Source organism: Pseudomonas sp. KBW05 (assembly GCF_003852405.1).
In the GTDB taxonomy this organism is placed as follows: domain Bacteria; phylum Pseudomonadota; class Gammaproteobacteria; order Pseudomonadales; family Pseudomonadaceae; genus Aquipseudomonas.
On sequence record NZ_QAJM01000032.1, the window covers coordinates 35,346 to 51,183 of the forward strand.

Here is a 15,838-nt window from a genome sequence, read left to right on the forward strand (position 1 = left end):
AAAAATAATAATTAGCTTAGATTAAAATGTGCTTTTTATTATTTTTATCCATCCCCTAGGCTTGCCTGGAAGTCCTTAAGGCCATCCAGGAAGTTTTGCCATGAGCAGCGTCACCTCGATTTCCAGCGTTTCCACCAATGTCCGCCAGCGCGTCACCCCGGAAGAATGGGAAGTGCGCGTCAAGCTGGCCGCCGCGTATCGCCTGGCGGCCTTGTACAAGTGGACCGACCACATCTACACCCACTTCTCCGCCCGCGTGCCGGGCCCGGACGAGCATTTCCTGATCAACGCCTTTGGTTTGTTGTTCGATGAAATCAACGCCTCCAATCTGGTCAAGGTCGACCTCGACGGCACCATCGTCGATGACCCCACCGGCCTGGGCATCAACTACGCCGGCTATGTGATCCACAGCGCCATCCACGGCGCACGCCATGACCTGCAAGCGGTGTTGCACACCCACACCCGTGACGGCATTGCGGTGTCGGCGCAGAAGGACGGCTTGCTGCCGATCTCCCAGCATTCCATTGGTTTCTCCGGGCGCGTGGCGTACCACGGTTACGAGGGCGTGGCCCTGGACCTGGACGAGCGTGAGCGGTTGGTGGCGGACCTGGGTGACAAGAGCGTGATGATCCTGCGCAACCACGGGCTGTTGACGGCGGGTGTGAGTGTCGAGCATGCGTTTCAGCAACTGCAGCAGCTGGAGCGTGCGTGCAATATCCAGGTCGCGGCGCAAGCGGCGGGGAATGCGGAGTTGATCTTCCCGCCCAAAGAGGTGGTGGAAAAGGTTGAGCAACAGGCCAAGGTGTTTGCCAGCGGTGATGGGCCGGGTGTGGCGCGGCATTGGAATGCGCTGATCCGGCAGTTGGAACGCACGGATACCGACTACAAAAACTGATCATTGAACTCAATGAAGATCTAAAAATGTGGGAGCGGGCTTGCTCGCGAAGGCGGTGTGTCAGTCAAAGATATTTCAACTGACCCACCGCCTTCGCGAGTAAGCCCGCTCCCACACAAGCCCATTCCGACATTAGATTTTGCAGTGTTCTTGCTTATGCGACTTGCTGGGCCTGTTCGCGCTCCGCGATCAGTTGGCGGGTAAGGGGGATCAGGCGTTTGCCGTAATCAATCGCATCATTCAGCGGATCAAACCCACGAATCAGGAACGTGGTGATCCCCAGGTCGTAGTAATCCACCAACGCTTCGGCGACTTGCTCAGCCGTCCCCACCAGCGACGTGGAGTTGCCCTGCGCGCCCAGCAGCCCGGCAATCCCGGTCCACAGGCGCTTGTCCAGGCGCGAGCCTTGCGCGGCGGCGGCGAGCAAGCGGCGCGAGCCTTCGTTCGGCGGTTCGCGGCGCACAAAGCCATTCTTTTCTGCCAGTGCGGTGGCCTGCTGCAAGATGCTGTCGGCGCGTGCCCACGCCAGTTCTTCGGTTTCGGCGAGGATCGGTCGCAGCGACAAGCTAAAGCGAATCGTGCGCCCGTGCTTGGCCGCCTCAGCGCGCACCTGGGTGACGATCTCGCGCACTTGCTCGTAGGTCTCGCCCCACAGCGCGTACACGTCGGCATGCTTGCCGGCCACGGCGATGGCCGCCGCTGACGAACCGCCGAAGTACAGGGGGATATGCGGCTGTTGCGGCGATTTCACCGTGGAGTGCGCGCCTTCGACCTGGTAGTAGGTGCCGGCGAAATCGAACGGCTGCTCGCTGGTCCATTCCTGGCGCACCACGCTCAGGTATTCGTCGGTGCGGGCGTAGCGTTCGTCCTTGCCGATATGGCTGCCATCGGCGCGAAGTTCGCGGTCATCGCCGCCGGTAATGATATGCACCGCCGTGCGCCCGCCGTTGAACACGTCCAGCGTGGTGAACTGGCGTGCCGCCAATGTCGGTTGGGCGAAACCCGGGCGATGGGCGATCAGAAATTGCAGCTTTTTCGTCACGCTGGCGGCGTGGGAAGCGATCAGCGTGCTGTCCGGGCTGTTGGAATGGAACGCCACCAGGGCGCGGTCGAAACCGGCCTCTTCGTGGGCACGGGCCACGGTTTCGACGTAGTCCGGTTGCAGGGTAGGGCCGCTGCGCGGATGGATCTCGGAAGCGTGATGGCCGCCAATGTAGCCGATGAATTCAATGCTCATGGTCTGTCCTTGTCTGGTGCGGGATGGTCACCTCCACCGGGCAGGGGGTCGGTTATTCGCGTCCAAGGTAGGGGCAGGGGGCGGGGCTGTAAAATGCCGTTTGGTTCTAACCTAATTATTAAAATGTAGAATCATAAATTGGATGATGTATCAGTAATTTGCATTTTATGTGTATTAGGTTATTCCTCGAAAGACTTTCACCACGGTTTTTTATGCGCTTAGCATGGGGTCGAGTCTTTCCAAGGAAGCCAGCCCGATGACCGAGACGCTCACCATCAACAAACGCGCTGTTCAACCCGCCGCCAATCGCCGCTGGCGCACGCCGGACGCCGTGTTGCGCTTGCTCAGCCCCGTCGTGTTGTTGCTGCTGTGGGAGCTGGCCTCGCAAGCGGGCTGGATTCCTGCACGGGTGATCGCCGCGCCGTCGCAGATCGGCGGCACGCTGTGGGCGATGATCGTGTCCGGGGAACTGGGCAAGCACCTGCTGGTGTCCTTGCAGCGTGCGTTGTTCGGCCTGGGTATTGGCGTGAGCATTGGCGTGGCGGCGGCGCTGGTCAGCGGCCTGTCGCGGCGCGGTGAAGTGATCCTCGACTCGCCGATGCAGATGCTGCGCACCATCCCGTCCCTGGCGTTGGTGCCGCTGTTTATCCTGTGGTTCGGCATTGGCGAGTTCACCAAGATTGCGCTGATCGTCACCGGCACCACCTTTCCGGTGTACCTCAACCTGTTTGCCGGCATCCGCAATATCGATCCCAAGTTGATCGAGGCCGCCAACACCCTCGGCCTCAACCGCCGCGAGCTGATCTGGCACGTGATTCTGCCGGGTTCGTTGCCGTCATTTTTTGTCGGCTTGCGTTATGCCCTGGGCATTTCCTGGCTGGCGCTGGTGTTTGTCGAACAGATCAACACCACGGCAGGCATCGGCTTTCTGGCCGGTGATGCGCGGGATTTCATGCGCACCGACGTGATCGTCATCTGCCTGCTGATCTACAGCGTGCTCGGCCTGTTGATCGACGGCCTGATCCGCACCCTCGAACGCTTTGCGCTGGCCTGGCGCCCATCTTTTGTGAGGAATTGATATGTCGTCCATTGAAGCGCCCGTGCAACTGCGCAATGTCGTCCGTCAATTCGGCCAGCAACGGGTGATCGATGGCCTGGACCTGGACATCGCGCCGGGGGAATTCGTCGCCTTGCTCGGCGCCAGCGGCTCGGGCAAGACCACCTTGCTGCGCAGCCTGGCCGGGCTCGACAGCATCGACAGCGGCCAACTGCGGGTGCCCAAGGCGCGCGCGGCGGTGTTCCAGGAACCGCGCCTGATGCCGTGGAAGCGCGCGTGGAAAAACGTCGTGCTCGGCCTGCACGTTGCCGACGCCAAGGCGCGCGCCGTGCAGGCCCTGACCGAAGTCGGCCTGGCCCATCGCCTGGACGCCTACCCGGCCACACTGTCCGGCGGTGAAGCCCAGCGCGTGGCCCTGGCGCGGGGCCTGGTGCGTGAGCCCAAATTGCTGTTGCTGGATGAACCCTTTGCCGCACTGGATGCCCTGACCCGCATCAAGATGCACCGCCTGATCATCGAGTTGTGGCGCAAACACACGCCGGCCGTGTTGCTGGTGACCCACGATGTGGATGAAGCGATCTTGCTCGCCGACCGCGTGATCGTGCTGCAGAACGGCAAGATTGCCGAGCAATTGAAGATTGATCTGCCGCGTGCGCGGGATACGGGGCAGGAGGGGTTCCAGGCGATTCGCTCGCGGTTGCTGGGGTTGCTTGGGGTGGAAGTGAGTGCGCCGACCGTGGGGTTGGCGCAGACAACATTGCGCCGATTTGCCCACGCTTGATTGTCACGCCGGCGCGCCTTAATCCGGCGCGTCGGTCATCGCAATGCCGGGCTGTGCGGCATTGCCGGTGGTGCCCATGCGGTCCGCCAGGTAACGCGCCGGCGGTTGGCCCACGGCCTTGCGGAACATGGTGATGAAACCACTGGCGTTCTCATAACCCAGGTCCAGGGCCACGCGCTGCACGCTGTCGCCCTTGGCCAGTCGTTGCAGGGACAGGATCACGTGCAACTGCCGGCGCCAACGGCCAAAACTCAGGCCCAGTTCTTCCAGCAACAGCCGCGTCATGCTGCGTTCGCTCATGCCGACGCGCACGGCCCATTGGCCGAGGGTAGCCTTGTCTGTTGGCTCGGCCAGCAGGCTGTCGGCCAGGCGCCGCAGCCGCGGGTCTTGCGGCATGGGCAGGTGCAGGGCTTCGATGGGCGCGGCGGCCAGTTCATCCAGCAGTGTGCTGATCAAGCGACCCTGAGCGCCGTCCTCTTCATACAGTTGCGGGAAGCCTACGGCCTTGCTGATCAGCTCGTGCAGCAGGCCTGACACGCCCAGAGTGCAGCATTGCGCAGGCAGGGCGCGGGCAGCGTCGGGGTCGATCAGCAGGCAATAGACCTGCGCCTCGCCAGAACCACGCGCCGCATGGAACGTCCCGCCGGGAATCCATAGTGCGCATTGCGGCGGCACGATCCAGATGCCCGCTTCGATTTCACAGTGGATGATCCCGCGCAGGGTGTACATCAACTGGCCTTTGCGATGGGCGTGCTGGGCATGTTCCCAGGTGTCCGAGTGGCTGCTGGCACCCACGGCCACCACGGCGCGTGGGAAGACGTCGGCGTCCTCGGCCATCATCGGGTGATACAGGTCGAGTCGGTGGTGTTTCATGGTGTGGACGCAACTTGGCTGAATTGCGAAATAGTCTGGCTATTCTGTGCAATGCCGTCCAGGGGTTTGTCTCTTATAGTGAGAGTCACTCTCATTAAGGAGCTTTGCCATGCGACTCGACAGCACAACCTTCCCAGTGGTCAAAATCTTCTTCGACGCCCCTAACGAAGGCGGGCCGGAAGATGCCTTCGTGGTCTTCGAAGGCCTGTTGGCCCGTCAACAAGCCTTCGTGCTGCTGCACGAAAAATCCGTGGACGAAAACAATCACGAGCACGCCCATGAAGAGCGCAAGCAAGCCTCGATCTGGATGAAGAAAAACAAGCCGGCGTTACGTGCGTACGTCAAAGGCATGATCCAGGTGGAGCCGAGCGCCGCGCAGCGGTTGGCGCTCAAGCCGTTTGCCGTGATGTTCGGCAAGGCCTGGGGCTATCCGCTGTTGGTGGTGGAGTCCAAGGAGCGCGCCTGGGCTTTGGCGCGGGATGTGCTGGATGAGCAGGTGTCGGATGTGGCGCACTTCTAAGCCTGGAAATACTCAGTTGTGGGGAGGGGGCAAGCTCCCTCCCTACATTGAGATCAGGTATCCTCCGCGCCCCGCTTATCACCGATTCAAAGACAGATGACAGGACAAGACATGCAGGCGTTGCTGGAGTCGATCCTTGACGAAGTTCGTCCATTGATCGGCCTCGGCAAAGTGGCCGACTACATCCCCGCACTGGCCGATGTGCCGGCCGATCAATTGGGGATCGCCGTGTACGGCAACGACGGTGCCGCCTACTGTGCCGGCGACGCCAACACGTTGTTTTCGGTGCAGAGCATTTCCAAGGTGTTCAGCCTGGTGCAGGCCATCGACCACGGTGGCGAAACCATCTGGGAACGCTTGGGCCATGAACCTTCCGGGCAGCCCTTCAACTCGCTGGTGCAGCTGGAATTTGAACGCGGCCGGCCGCGCAATCCGTTTATCAATGCTGGCGCGCTGGTGATCTGCGATATCAATCAGTCGCGTTACGCCGTGCCGATTCTGTCGATGCGGGATTTTGTGCGGCGCCTGTCGGGTAACCCGCAGATTCTGGTGGACAGTGTTGTCGCGGAATCAGAAGCGCAACATGGGGCGCGCAATGCGGCCATGGCCTACCTGATGAAGTCGTTCGGCAACTTCCATAACGACGTGAATGCGGTGCTGCACAGCTACTTCAACTACTGCGCGTTGCAGATGAGCTGCCTGGACCTGGCCAAGGCGTTCAGCTTCCTCGCCAACGAAGGCGTGAGTGCCCACAGCGGCGAGCAGATCCTCACGGCACGCCAGACCAAGCAGGTCAACTCGATCATGGCCACCAGCGGGCTGTATGACGAGGCGGGGAATTTTGCCTATCGGGTCGGCTTGCCGGGCAAGAGCGGCGTGGGCGGCGGGATCGTCGCGGTGGTGCCGGGGCAGTTTACGGTGTGCGTGTGGTCGCCGGAGTTGAATGCGGCGGGGAATTCGCTGGCGGGGATCAAGGCGTTGGAGTTGTTGAGTGAGCGGATTGGGTGGTCGGTGTTTTGATAAATCGGCACGTGAAATAGCCCGAGCACCGCACATCCCATGTGGGAGCTGGCAAGCCAGCTCCCACATCAAGATTGAGGCTTCTTTTTCCGTGGTGCAGGCCGGACATTCGACCACGGTAAAACCATGCCGACCGATTGCTTGTACTGCCGATACTGCTCGCCGAACAGCGCCTCAAGATCCTTCTCTTCAAAGTAGGCACCCACAAAGATGTAGGTCGTCAGCCCCACAGCAAACAACAGGTGGCCGGCGGTCATGTGTGGCGTTGCCCAGAAGGCGATCAGAAACCCTAGGTACAAGGGGTGGCGAACGATCCGGTAGAGCGACGGTGTCCTGAATATGGGTGACGGTTGTGCTGTGCCACGCCAACGATCAATGGCCTGCTTGAGGCCAAAGAGTTCGAAATGGCTTATCAGCAACGTTGCCACGAAGACAACCACCCAGCCCAGCCAAAACAGGCCGGTCAGCAGCACCCTGGCCCAAGCCGCCTCAACCTGCCAGACGGTGAATGTGATCGGCTGCCACAACCAGAACATCAGCACGAGCACCAGGCTGCTGAGCAACACGTAGGTCGAGCGCTCGGCAACGGGCGGGACGAATGTCGTCAACCAACGCTTGAAACTTTTACGCGCCATCACCGAATGCTGGGCGCCGAATAACAGCATCAGCAAGCAGTTGATCAGGACTGCCAGAGGCCAACCGATGAGGGGGCCGGAGTTGATGTGCTTGGGTACGACGACACCGCCTACGAACCCTATCAAGTAGAAAAACGCGAATAGAAAAGTCAGATAACAGCAGGTGCTGAAGACCAGCCCGGCAATACGTGCAGGATGGCCGTTCGCGGTTTTTTGCAGGTTCATGGACGAATCCTTTCGCACATGGTGAGGGGGAAGCCAATCGATGATTGAACTCTCGCCCTGTCAAGGTTAGCGGGGTTTGAGGATTCAGCTACCTGGGTACACAGATCCCTAGGGGGTGTAATCGCTAGACTTTGCGCGGCTTCATAAACAGATCCACCATCAACCACAACGCCCCGGCAGTGATCGCGATATCCGCGATGTTGAACACGCCGGTGTGCGTTGGGCCGAGGTTCAGCACCATGTAGTCAACCACGTGGCCGTCGCGAAAGACGCGATCGATCAGGTTGGCGATCCCGCCCAGGGCGATCGCATAAAGCGGCAAGACTTTACGCAAAGGTTGGTTCCAGTTGGACAGGGACCACCACATTGCCCACGCCACCACGACGGCCACGCCGACGATAAAAATCAGCTGCTTGACCTGTGGCGGCAATGCGGCGCCGAGGCTGAGGAATGCGCCCGGGTTCAGGCTCAATTCCAGTGCCAGGTTGAACGGGGTGGAGCCGATCTTGAAGCTCTGGGCGTGCAGGGATGCCAGGGCCAGCAATTTGACGAGTTGGTCCACGGCAATAAAGGCGATGCCAGCGAGGAGGGCGAAGGTGCGGCCTCGCAGGAGGGGCGACGTGCTCAAGCGGTAACTTCCTGTTCCGGGTCTGTCGGGAGTGCGCGCGAAGATAGCCCAGGCGCCTCCTGTCGTCTACGCGCAGGTTGTCTCGGGTGGAAGATGAAATACCCCGGGCACCGCAAATCCAATGTGGGAGCTGGCTTGCCTGCGATAACAGTGTGTTAGCCAGCACATCCGGTACTGGAAGACCGCTATCGCAGGCAAGCCAGCTCCCACAGTTGGGCTTTATTGATTTCGAGATTGTTGTGCGATCAGGCCACCGGATGAGCCTGGTCCAGAGCCTTATCCACCAACAGTTGCACACCTTCAAGCATGCGGCAGATACCCAGCGCTACGTTGCGTTGGGCGCCATCGACTTCAAAGGCAAGATGGGCGGCGATGTCGTTGAGGCAGGCCAGGTCTTGCGCGGCATTGGCCAGCAGGGTTTCAGTGCCCAGGTCGGGGCGGACGGTGAAGGGGGTTGCGGGGGGATTTGGACTGTCTTTGATCATGGTGGAACTCCGTCGACAAGTGGAGCCGCCAGCGTTCGCGGTCAAACGAAGAGGGTGGCAGCTGTACGCGGGTTGACCGACCGGTTGTCAACGAACCCGGCATACCCGAAGGTATCCCGCGCACAACTGCCGCGACACAATACCTCAGGCACAAAAAAACGCCTAAGTCGGGTGCAGGGCGTAGCAGTTCGTTAACAAGGTCGGACGGTCAAATCCGGCCGCTGAATTGGCAGCGACGGCGAGGAGGTTAGTCAGCGAAGTTCCGAGGGACAACCTGAAACCTTTGTCGGAAATGTCCTGGAGCCGGAAATACTGAAAGGCATGCGCACATACGAAAAAAGACTGTCGTTTGACGGTCCTAAATCGCTGTAAGACGTTTCCCGTTGACCATCCTCCATCTTGCGTCTCCCAAGGATGTTTACCTATTTTGGTCAGCATCAATCAGGGAGGAATCACTATGTCTCGTCCTGTATTAGCCGAAGACGGATATGAGCACTACATGCCGCGGGTGAGTGAGTCGTATAGGGTCGAAGATCTTGCAGGGTTACGGCAGGAATTTGATCGGTTAGAGCGGGATGAATACGCCCCAGTGGGGGGGCGTAGATTCCGCAGGTATGGCAATGGCGTCATTCTTCCTTGGGAGAATAAAACAGGTCATTGGTTGCCTATCGTTGAAAGTGATACCGGTGAACGGCGCACAGGTTATGACCAGGGAAGTAATAATCCCGATCATTTAAGTGTTCGGTATTTTCATGCGCTAAGCGAGTCGGTGAGAAGTAACGCCATCCTGCGGGCACTGATCGAGGAGGATTTTTCACTTACGTTCTGGCCCCGCGATGGCCAGCAGCTGCCTGTCTATTTCGGTGTGCACTTCGTAAAACTTACGTCCTCTGGACCGAGCGATCCAGGAGTCAGTTCTCCGGATTATTTTCATCAGGATGGAGAGCCATTCACATTCGCGCACCTGATTCACCGTTCCCAAAACATGATGGGCGGTGAAAACTTTATTGGCACGACAAGCATCCGAAATACGCGATTGGAGGAGGCTCCCGTTGATCAAATCCTTGCGAGATTTACTCTTTTTGAGACCTTAGAAAGTTTTGTCGTGCATGACCCGAAAGTTTCGCATTACGTAAGCCCAATTATAAAGCGTGATGATAAGTGCGAAGAGGCGACGGAGCGCTGCATTGTTTTGATCGACTTCTCGCCAACTGTCCAGAGGCTATAAAAATGCAGGCATTGAATGCGGTGCTGCCTATTTCAATAGTCTTGGGGTTGGGTTTCTTATTAGGAAAAATCTTATTCTCTAAGACGATCATTTATCGGTTGGTCCGTTTGATTAGTCCCCTGGTCTGGGCGTTGCTTTTTTTGGTGGGCGCTGAGTTTGGAGAAATCGTTTCTTCATTGGGCGTGATGGAGTACGTGCTGAAAATATCATTGCTCGTCACGCTCTTTTCCACGGCTTTTCCATGCTTGCTGCTGGGGCTTGTCAGCTATAGGCGCAGAGGATTTGTCGTTAGGCAAATTGATGGTCGCCTCCCGTTTGATACGCATGCACTGGTTAAGCCGTTAATGGAGTGTTTGATTGCGCTGTCGATGGTCGCCTTGGGGGTATTGTTCAACCTGGCGATTACACACATTGAATATACCGACGCAAAGCGGTGGCTTCCGTCTAGCCACTATCTGTTAATGGTGTTGATCTTTCTGGTGGGGCTCGATTTGTCGAGCGTCAAACTCGGGCGGAACTGGGTTTCATGGAGAGCGCTGAGTGTGCCGCTCGTTGTCGTGATGGGTTCGATATTGGGCGCCTATTCGGTCCATTTCATTACGGGTGAAGACCTTCGCGTGCTGTTAGCGCTATCGACAGGGTTTGGATGGTTCACGCTTTCGAGCGTCATGATTGGAGCTCTGTCTGGCGAGACCCATGGCGCAATCGCATTGCTTGTGGATCTAGGTCGTGAATTGATTTCGATCGTTTTACTGTATCTCTTTGGCCGCCACTGGCCGCGGGTTGGCATTGCAGCCGCCGGCGCTACAGCGTTGGACTCTACGTTACCCGTTGTGCGCCAGGCATGCAGTACTGAGGTGTTACCAATAGCACTAGTGAGCGGTTTCATCCTGACCCTTCTTGCTCCCTTTTTCATCACATTCTTTCTTACCGCCTGACACGCTCCTCGTGGTTTTTTGTGCGAGGGATTACTGGAGCAAACGCATGGTATTGAAATTTTTTTGCGCCATTCTAATTCTCTGTTTTCCGCTCTTTACCAAAATCGGGAACGCCTGGTCTCACCCAACGATCATTGAAAATGTACGTGGCTACACGCTGGTGGCCGGTGGTCTGCTACGGTTTGACGCGCTCGCTTTCGATAGCGCAGGCAAAGTCATTTCGGTCGGAAAGGCGGCCGAGCTGCTCGCCGATTCTTCACTGGCAACTCGTATAGATGGTAAGGGCAATGTCCTGTTACCTGGTCTAACTGATGCGCACGGCCATATCAAATGGTTGGGGGAGTCATTGCGTAGTATCGATTTAAGTCGCGCACAGACATTGGGCAGTGCACAAGAGGCAATCAGTGAGTTCGCCAGGGCGAGGCCGGGCGAAACATGGCTCACGGGATCAGGATGGAATCAAGTCGTATGGGAGTTAGGTCGGTTTCCCACAGCAGCTGAAATCGACACGGTCGTGAGCGATAGGCCAGTGTGGCTCACACGCGTAGACGCTCACGCTGGTTGGGCTAACACCAAGGCGATGCAACTTGCAGGTATCACCAAAAAAACGCCAGACCCAAAACGTGGGCGTATTGAGAGGGACGTGCAGGGTGCTCCGACAGGGGTATTGGTCGATGCCGCAATGGCGTTGGTCACCAGCATTATTCCAAAGCTAAGTGAGAGGGACCGCGAGGTTGAACTGCAATCAGCGTTGGAACACCTCAGCGCACAAGGTTTGACGTCCGTTCATGATGCGGGTATCGACAGCCAGACGTTTAGTATTCTAAGTCGTTTCGCCGACCAAGGACGCCTCCCATTGCGTGTCTACGGGATGATTGGTGGTATTGGGGAGGATTTCCAAGCGTTCTCCAAGCGAGGCCCATTGGTTGGGTATGGCGATGACCGTCTTACCGTGCGCAGTGTAAAACTCTATGCCGACGGTGCACTGGGAAGTCGTGGTGCGTCCCTGTTTACGGGGTACTCGGATGATCCAGCTAATAAAGGTTTGCTTTTTGATAGCCAGCAGGAGATGCAAAACAAAATTGAGACGGCTCTGAAGTCCGGTTTCCAAGTAAATGTGCACGGCATTGGGGATGCGGCTATCAGCCAAGTTTTGGATAGTTTCGAGTACGCCTTTGCCAACGTCGGTGGACGGGAGCTGCGCAACCGTATTGAACATAGTCAGGTCATCGCTATGCCAGATATTGCGCGCTTTGTGGATCTGGACCTTATTGCGTCGATGCAGCCTATCCACGCTACCAGCGACATGAATATGGCGGAGGACCGGATCGGTACGGAACGTATAAAGGGCGCCTATGCCTGGCGTTCCCTGCTGAATCAAGGTACGAAAGTTGCTGCGGGCTCGGATTTCCCGGTTGAGTCCTCAAATCCGTTCTACGGCCTACATGCTGCTGTCGTACGAGCAAACCAAAATGGCATTCCGATTGGAGGGTGGTACCCCGAGCAGGCCATGACTCTCCTTGAAGCATTTCGGGCGTTCACACTGGATGCAGCCTACGCAGGGCATCAGGAAACCACCCAAGGTAGCCTTGAACCAGGAAAATGGGCGGACTTCATTCTTATCGATCAGGATATTTTTCATGTGAGCCCAGCGCAGCTCTGGAGGACACGCGTCCTCCAAACCTGGGTAGGCGGTAAGCAGGTCTATCAGTCCAGTGACTGATGGCTCAAGCGCCAACCGCCACTTTCAGCTTTTAATTCATAACCCTGCTGTGTTTTGGGATGTTCGGGAAGGCTGGAGTCAGTTCACATTCAGTCGATCCAACAGGCTGTACCACGCCACCCCCGCTCCAATATAAAACCGCTGCAACCCATGCATCGGCAAGCGTTGCAACAGTGTCACCGGATAGGCAAAGTCAGCGCTGCTGTCACACAACCGCCCGGCCAGTTGCTGGCCCAGGCTGGTGCACAAGGCGATCCCGCGGCCATTGCAACCCAGTGCCAAGGTCAGCCCCGGCGCCGGTTCGTGGACATGGGGCATGAAGTCCCGCGTGATTGCGATACGCCCAGCCCAGCGGTACTCAAACTCCAGCGGCCCCAGTTGCGGGAACAGCAGCGCCAGGGAGCGCTCAAGATGGGCGAAATCTGCAGGCTCGGTGGGGTCGTTGAACAGCCCGCGTCCACCCATCAACAAGCGCCCATGGCTGTCCTTGCGAAAGTACAGCAACAGGCGCTGTGCAGTGGACACCGTTTCCTGGCCTGCCAAGATGCTCTCGGCGGCGAGCCCGGTCAGAGGCTTGGTTGCGACGATAAAGCTGTTGGCTGCCAATATGCTCTGGGCCATCCCCGGCCACAGATTGCCGCTGTAGCCATTGGTGGCCAACACCACTTGATCGGCGCTCACTTGAGCGCCACTGGCCGTGATCAACTGCCAACCCGAAGCTTGGCGCTGCAACCCGCTCACCGGGCTCTGGCCATAAATCCGCACACCCGCCGCCAATGCCGCCGCCACCAACCCACGGGCATAGGCCAACGGTTGAATTGCGCCGGCGCGGCCATCCAGCCAACCGCCGGCAAACGCCTCGCTGCCCATGCGCGAGGCCACCGCTGATGCGTCCAATGACTGCACCGGCACACCGCGTCGCGCCCATTGCTCAGCCCGCGCGTGCAACCCGGCCACGCCTTTTTCGGTGTACGACACCTGCATCCAGCCCCTGCGTACCGGCGCGCAATCGATGCGGTGTTTTTCGATCAGCTTGAACACCAAGTCCGCCGAATTCGACACGGTCGAAATCAACGGTTCGGCACGCTCCGGCCCGTACATTTGCACCAGTTGTTCCGGGTCGTATTTAAGCGTCGGGTTGACCTGCCCACCATTACGGCCTGATGCACCCCAGCCCGGCTCATTCGCTTCCAGAACGCACACACTCACGCCGCGCTCGGCCAAGTGCAGCGCCGTGGACAAGCCGGTATAGCCCGCGCCGACAATCGCCACATCCACCTTCACCGACTCACCCAGCGCCGGCGTTGGCACGGCTGCTGGCGCGGTCGCTGACCACAACGAACTCATGACAGGCTCCGCGTATCGCCAGTAGGGTGCAGTACGCGCCGCAGGAAGTCCTGGGTGCGCGGTTGCTGCGGGTTGCCCAGTACTTGCTCGGCCGGGCCGCTTTCGACGATGTAGCCGCCGTGCAGGAAGCACACGCGGTCGGCCACTTCGCGGGCAAAGCCCATTTCGTGGGTGACCACGATCATGGTCATGCCTTCATCGGCGAGGGTACGCATTACCGCCAGCACGTCGCCCACCAGTTCCGGGTCGAGGGCCGAGGTGGGCTCGTCGAACAGCATGGCCTCGGGTTTCATCGCCAGGGCGCGGGCGATGGCCACCCGCTGTTGCTGGCCGCCGGAGAGCTGTTCCGGGTAGGCGTCGGCCTTGGCGCTCAGGCCGACTTTTTCCAGCAGTTCCAGGGCTTCTTCGCGTGCCTGTTTGGGCGGCTCGCCTTTGACGTACACCGGGCCTTCCATCACGTTTTCCAGCACGGTGCGGTGGGGGAACAGGTTGAAACGCTGGAACACCATGCCCAATCGGCTGCGCAGGGCGTGCACGTTTTTACTGCCGCGCTGCACCGTTTCGCCGAACACGGTAATGGCGCCGCCATCGTAGGCTTCCAGCGCGTTGATGCAGCGTAGCAGGGTGGATTTGCCCGAGCCTGAGGGGCCGATCAGGCACACCACTTCGCCCTTGGCCACGTCCAGGTCAACACCGTGTAGCACGCGGTGGCTGCCGTAGTGTTTTTGCAGTTGGCGTATCTCGATCATGCTTTTCTCCTCCGGCCCAGGTGCTGTTCCATGCGACGCAGGCCATACACCAGCGGCAGGCTCATCAGCAGGTAGAGCAGGGCGACCAGGGTGTAGACGGTCATGTTCTGGAAGGTGGACGAGGCGATCAGTTGGCCCTGGCGGGTCATCTCCGCCACGGTAATGGTGGAGACCAGGGACGAGTCCTTGAGCATCATCACCAGGGTGTTGCCGTAGGGCGGCAGGGCGATGCGAAACGCCTGAGGCAGGATCACCCGGCGCATCATCAACGCCGAGCGCATGCCCAGCGCCTCAGCGGCCTCACGCTGGCCCTGCTCCACGGCGATGATGCCGGTGCGGAAGTTCTCCGCCTGGTATGCCGAGTAGGCGATACCCATGCCGATCACGCCTGCGTAGAAGGCGGTGAGGTGCACGCCCATGTCCGGTAGCACGAAGTAGATGTAGAACAGCTGCACAATGATCGGCAGGCCACGGATCACGTTGATGATGGTACTGGCCGTCCACGACAGCGCCCGGATCGGCGACAGTTTGAGCAGCGCTAGCACCAGGCCGATGGCACTGCTGAGCAGGAACGACAGCACGGTGATCTGGATCGTCACCCAGGCGCCTTGCAGCAGGATCGGCAAGAAGTCATGGGCGTTTTGCAGGAACTCGGTGAGGTTCATGGGCGCACCTGGGTATCAAGCCCCCACTTCTTGAGGATGCTATCCAGGGTGCCGTCAGCCTTGATGGTGACGATGGCGGTGTTCAGGCGCTCCAGGGTTTGCGAATCGCCCTTGCGCACTACCAGGCAAACTTCGCCAACGTTGGTGGGCTGGTAGTCGGTGGCCAGTTTCACGCCTTTGAACAGCTTCTGGCGGATCTGGTAGGCCACCACCGGCTGGTCACCCACGGCGGCCTTGATGCGGCCCAGGGATAGGTCGCGGACCATCTCGCCGATGGAGTCGTAGGTGCGGATTTCCTTGAAGATGCCGAGCTTGTTCAGTTGGTCGTAGAACACCGTGCCGGCCTGTACGCCGACGATCTGGTCCTTGAGCGGGACCAGGTCTGGGTAAGTGGTGTTGTCGTCGGCATTGACGATCAGGCCTTCACCGTAGGCGTACACCGGTGCGCTGAAATCCACGACCTTGGTGCGTTCCTCGGTCTTGAGCATGCCGGCGGAAATGAAGTCCAGCTTGCCGGAGGTGAGGGAGGGGATCAGCGCGGCGAAGTTGGTCTGTTCGATCTGGCTGGTAAAGCCGCCTGCTTTGCCCACGGCCTCCGCCACATCGACCATTACCCCTTGAATGCTGTTGCTCTTGATATGGAGGAAGGTAAACGGCGAACCGCTGGCCGTTGCACCGACTTTGTACGAGGACGCACTCTCTGCGTGCACGGCGCTGGCACACAGGGTGGCGCATACGGCGAAGGCGAGGCGGCGAAACAAGGGCGAAAGACTGTTCATCGGGTTACTCCAGAAGGAAAACGGATCGTCAGTACCGCAAGCGGCTGACGATG

16 protein-coding genes and 1 pseudogene are annotated in these 15,838 nt (G+C 59.0%); 8 read left to right on the forward strand and 9 right to left on the reverse strand.

What is annotated here, in order from left to right; genetic code table 11:
• Nucleotides 1–100: 100 nt before the first annotated feature.
• Nucleotides 101–895 carry a class II aldolase/adducin family protein gene (locus DBR46_RS25070; RefSeq protein WP_124528382.1) on the forward strand — a complete coding sequence of 265 codons (795 nt, stop codon included), beginning with the start codon at nucleotides 101–103 and terminating at the stop codon, nucleotides 893–895.
• Nucleotides 896–1,049: 154 nt separating this feature from the next.
• Here the strand turns inward: DBR46_RS25070 and DBR46_RS25075 are convergent, their stop codons facing one another.
• On the reverse strand, nucleotides 1,050–2,132 hold the full coding sequence (locus tag DBR46_RS25075) for an LLM class flavin-dependent oxidoreductase (RefSeq protein ID WP_124528383.1): 1,083 nt from the start codon (nucleotides 2,130–2,132) through the stop codon (nucleotides 1,050–1,052).
• A gap of 307 nt (nucleotides 2,133–2,439) precedes the next feature.
• Between DBR46_RS25075 and DBR46_RS25080 the strand changes: the two are divergent.
• Nucleotides 2,440–3,210: pseudogene (locus DBR46_RS25080) on the forward strand (ABC transporter permease); the annotation flags it as partial.
• Nucleotide 3,211: 1 nt separating this feature from the next.
• Nucleotides 3,212–3,970 (forward strand): ABC transporter ATP-binding protein, encoded by a 759-nt coding sequence (locus DBR46_RS25085; protein WP_124528384.1) that lies wholly within the window; start codon nucleotides 3,212–3,214, stop codon nucleotides 3,968–3,970.
• An 18-nt stretch (nucleotides 3,971–3,988) separates the two neighbouring features.
• Here the strand turns inward: DBR46_RS25085 and DBR46_RS25090 are convergent, their stop codons facing one another.
• Entirely contained in the window at nucleotides 3,989–4,843 is an 855-nt protein-coding gene (locus DBR46_RS25090; protein ID WP_124528385.1) for a helix-turn-helix domain-containing protein, read from the reverse strand.
• Nucleotides 4,844–4,952: 109 nt separating this feature from the next.
• Here DBR46_RS25090 and DBR46_RS25095 point away from each other — a divergent pair, with 109 nt between their 5' ends.
• Nucleotides 4,953–5,363 carry a hypothetical protein gene (locus DBR46_RS25095; protein WP_124528386.1) on the forward strand — a complete coding sequence of 137 codons (411 nt, stop codon included), beginning with the start codon at nucleotides 4,953–4,955 and terminating at the stop codon, nucleotides 5,361–5,363.
• 111 nt (nucleotides 5,364–5,474) lie between these two features.
• Nucleotides 5,475–6,383, forward strand: a complete 909-nt coding sequence (gene glsB / locus DBR46_RS25100) for a glutaminase B (RefSeq protein WP_124528387.1) — start codon at nucleotides 5,475–5,477, stop codon at nucleotides 6,381–6,383.
• A 68-nt stretch (nucleotides 6,384–6,451) separates the two neighbouring features.
• Here glsB and mddA read toward each other — a convergent pair whose 3' ends face one another.
• The 3 genes from mddA to DBR46_RS25115 all read right to left on the reverse strand — a co-directional run bounded on the left by mddA (nucleotide 6,452) and on the right by DBR46_RS25115 (nucleotide 8,356).
• Nucleotides 6,452–7,243: a methanethiol S-methyltransferase gene (gene mddA / locus DBR46_RS25105; protein WP_124528388.1), complete on the reverse strand. Its 792-nt coding sequence runs from the start codon at nucleotides 7,241–7,243 to the stop codon at nucleotides 6,452–6,454.
• A gap of 124 nt (nucleotides 7,244–7,367) precedes the next feature.
• The gene (locus DBR46_RS25110) at nucleotides 7,368–7,871 is read right to left on the reverse strand and encodes a signal peptidase II (protein WP_124528389.1); all 504 of its coding nucleotides are present in this window, start codon (nucleotides 7,869–7,871) and stop codon (nucleotides 7,368–7,370) included.
• A 245-nt stretch (nucleotides 7,872–8,116) separates the two neighbouring features.
• Complete coding sequence (locus DBR46_RS25115) at nucleotides 8,117–8,356, reverse strand: DUF6124 family protein (protein ID WP_124528390.1); 240 nt, start codon at nucleotides 8,354–8,356, stop codon at nucleotides 8,117–8,119.
• 457 nt (nucleotides 8,357–8,813) lie between these two features.
• Here DBR46_RS25115 and DBR46_RS25120 point away from each other — a divergent pair, with 457 nt between their 5' ends.
• From DBR46_RS25120 to DBR46_RS25130, 3 genes are read left to right on the forward strand one after another with little or no spacing between them, the layout of a single operon-like run.
• Nucleotides 8,814–9,584, forward strand: a complete 771-nt coding sequence (locus tag DBR46_RS25120; RefSeq protein WP_124528391.1) for a 2OG-Fe dioxygenase family protein — start codon at nucleotides 8,814–8,816, stop codon at nucleotides 9,582–9,584.
• A gap of 2 nt (nucleotides 9,585–9,586) precedes the next feature.
• Nucleotides 9,587–10,522, forward strand: coding sequence for a lysine exporter LysO family protein (locus tag DBR46_RS25125; protein ID WP_124528392.1), 936 nt, complete (start codon nucleotides 9,587–9,589; stop codon nucleotides 10,520–10,522).
• 46 nt (nucleotides 10,523–10,568) lie between these two features.
• A complete protein-coding gene (locus DBR46_RS25130) occupies nucleotides 10,569–12,245 on the forward strand; it encodes an amidohydrolase (RefSeq protein WP_124528393.1) in 1,677 nt (558 codons plus the stop codon).
• Between the two features lie 78 nt (nucleotides 12,246–12,323).
• Here the strand turns inward: DBR46_RS25130 and DBR46_RS25135 are convergent, their stop codons facing one another.
• The 4 genes from DBR46_RS25135 to DBR46_RS25150 are packed head-to-tail and all read right to left on the reverse strand — an operon-like array spanning nucleotide 12,324 to nucleotide 15,785.
• Entirely contained in the window at nucleotides 12,324–13,592 is a 1,269-nt protein-coding gene (locus DBR46_RS25135) for an FAD-binding oxidoreductase (protein ID WP_124528394.1), read from the reverse strand.
• Nucleotides 13,589–14,341, reverse strand: coding sequence for an amino acid ABC transporter ATP-binding protein (locus tag DBR46_RS25140; protein WP_124528395.1), 753 nt, complete (start codon nucleotides 14,339–14,341; stop codon nucleotides 13,589–13,591). The genes DBR46_RS25135 and DBR46_RS25140 overlap by 4 nt, the downstream gene beginning before the upstream one ends.
• On the reverse strand, nucleotides 14,338–15,006 hold the full coding sequence (locus tag DBR46_RS25145) for an amino acid ABC transporter permease (RefSeq protein ID WP_124528396.1): 669 nt from the start codon (nucleotides 15,004–15,006) through the stop codon (nucleotides 14,338–14,340). The genes DBR46_RS25140 and DBR46_RS25145 overlap by 4 nt, the downstream gene beginning before the upstream one ends.
• The gene (locus DBR46_RS25150) at nucleotides 15,003–15,785 is read right to left on the reverse strand and encodes an ABC transporter substrate-binding protein (RefSeq protein WP_124528397.1); all 783 of its coding nucleotides are present in this window, start codon (nucleotides 15,783–15,785) and stop codon (nucleotides 15,003–15,005) included. The genes DBR46_RS25145 and DBR46_RS25150 overlap by 4 nt, the downstream gene beginning before the upstream one ends.
• Between the last annotated feature and the right edge of the window lie 53 nt (nucleotides 15,786–15,838).

Excerpts from the sequence above, each read along its gene's own strand:
- DBR46_RS25130 (WP_124528393.1), top strand. The coding sequence starts at position 10,569 with ATGGTATTGAAATTTTTTTGCGCCATTCTAATTCTCTGTTTTCCGCTC.
- DBR46_RS25150 (WP_124528397.1), bottom strand. The coding sequence starts at position 15,785 with ATGAACAGTCTTTCGCCCTTGTTTCGCCGCCTCGCCTTCGCCGTATGC.
- DBR46_RS25085 (WP_124528384.1), top strand. The coding sequence starts at position 3,212 with ATGTCGTCCATTGAAGCGCCCGTGCAACTGCGCAATGTCGTCCGTCAA.
- DBR46_RS25145 (WP_124528396.1), bottom strand. The coding sequence starts at position 15,006 with ATGAACCTCACCGAGTTCCTGCAAAACGCCCATGACTTCTTGCCGATC.
- DBR46_RS25075 (WP_124528383.1), bottom strand. The coding sequence starts at position 2,132 with ATGAGCATTGAATTCATCGGCTACATTGGCGGCCATCACGCTTCCGAG.
- DBR46_RS25125 (WP_124528392.1), top strand. The coding sequence starts at position 9,587 with ATGCAGGCATTGAATGCGGTGCTGCCTATTTCAATAGTCTTGGGGTTG.
- DBR46_RS25090 (WP_124528385.1), bottom strand. The coding sequence starts at position 4,843 with ATGAAACACCACCGACTCGACCTGTATCACCCGATGATGGCCGAGGAC.
- DBR46_RS25140 (WP_124528395.1), bottom strand. The coding sequence starts at position 14,341 with ATGATCGAGATACGCCAACTGCAAAAACACTACGGCAGCCACCGCGTG.
- DBR46_RS25135 (WP_124528394.1), bottom strand. The coding sequence starts at position 13,592 with ATGAGTTCGTTGTGGTCAGCGACCGCGCCAGCAGCCGTGCCAACGCCG.
- mddA (WP_124528388.1), bottom strand. The coding sequence starts at position 7,243 with ATGAACCTGCAAAAAACCGCGAACGGCCATCCTGCACGTATTGCCGGG.
- DBR46_RS25120 (WP_124528391.1), top strand. The coding sequence starts at position 8,814 with ATGTCTCGTCCTGTATTAGCCGAAGACGGATATGAGCACTACATGCCG.
- glsB (WP_124528387.1), top strand. The coding sequence starts at position 5,475 with ATGCAGGCGTTGCTGGAGTCGATCCTTGACGAAGTTCGTCCATTGATC.
- DBR46_RS25115 (WP_124528390.1), bottom strand. The coding sequence starts at position 8,356 with ATGATCAAAGACAGTCCAAATCCCCCCGCAACCCCCTTCACCGTCCGC.
- DBR46_RS25070 (WP_124528382.1), top strand. The coding sequence starts at position 101 with ATGAGCAGCGTCACCTCGATTTCCAGCGTTTCCACCAATGTCCGCCAG.
- DBR46_RS25095 (WP_124528386.1), top strand. The coding sequence starts at position 4,953 with ATGCGACTCGACAGCACAACCTTCCCAGTGGTCAAAATCTTCTTCGAC.